This is a genomic window from Vibrio sp. 1069 (genome assembly GCF_033340555.1).
Genome location: NZ_JAWOWP010000142.1, coordinates 1 through 983, shown reverse-complemented (window position 1 = coordinate 983; position 983 = coordinate 1). Strand labels below are relative to the sequence as shown.

Genomic DNA, 983 nt, shown 5'->3' with positions numbered 1-983 from the left:
TTTGAGCGGTGTGTTATTCGGTATGGGCATGGCGGTGTCCGGCATGATCGACCCAGCTAAAGTCATTGGATTTTTAGATATTTCTGGCAGTTGGGACCCAAGTTTGGCTTTTGTGATGGGCGGCGCACTCGCGGTATTCATGCCAAGCTATTTTTTAATCATCAAGCCGAGAAAACAATCAGTTAGCGGTGAAGCGTTTTGCACACCAACCAATAAGAGCATCGACGGACGTTTGCTATCTGGTGCGGCGATCTTTGGTTTAGGTTGGGGTTTGGCCGGTATTTGCCCTGGCCCTGCAGTTGCGAGTCTGGCATTAGGCAACGTGAGCATTGTAGTGTTCTTCCTTGCGATGTTAGTTGGATCTCTGTTCGCGAAAGCGATCATTACTCACCGTAACGCGAAGAAGATGAAAACCGCGAACGCGTAAACAATCAATCTGATATGGAGGGGAAAGGATGCCCGACAAACTAAAGCGAAGTTTTGTTCAGTCTGTGATGAACAGCTTTTTCCCTCCGATCATGATCTTACTCGCGCTTGTGGTCGGTGCTGCGGCCTTGTGGTTGACCCCGAAAGAGGAAGACCCGCAAATCGTTGTGCCGATGGCAGATGTATTGGTTTCGGCTCCCGGACTCAGCGCTTCTCAAGTCGAAAATCAAATCACTGAACCATTAGAAAAGCTTGTTAGCCAAATTGACGGTGTGGAATATGTTTATTCTTCGTCCATGGAAGGTGCTGCGCAAGTCATCGTTCGTTTCTATGTCGGCGAAAACCGCGAAGATGCTCTGGTTAAGCTTTACAACAAACTCTACTCCAACCAAGACAAAGTTCCTCCTTCTGTCACTAACTGGCTTGTAAAGCCTGTTGAAATCGATGATGTACCCATTGTTGTTGCCGCAATTTATTCCACCGATCCAGACATTCTCGATCGCCATCAGTTGAGACGTATTGCAGACCAAGCCACGTTAGGCATTAAATCATTGGAT

General features: G+C 47.6%; 2 protein-coding genes. Both read left to right on the top strand.

Annotated elements, in window-relative coordinates; translation table 11 throughout:
• Position 1: 1 nt before the first annotated feature.
• Positions 2–427, top strand: coding sequence for a YeeE/YedE family protein (locus R7040_RS25015; protein ID WP_318097357.1), 426 nt, complete (start codon positions 2–4; stop codon positions 425–427).
• 28 nt (positions 428–455) lie between these two features.
• On the top strand, positions 456–983 hold a 528-nt coding region (locus tag R7040_RS25010; protein WP_318097356.1), incomplete at its 3' end, for an efflux RND transporter permease subunit.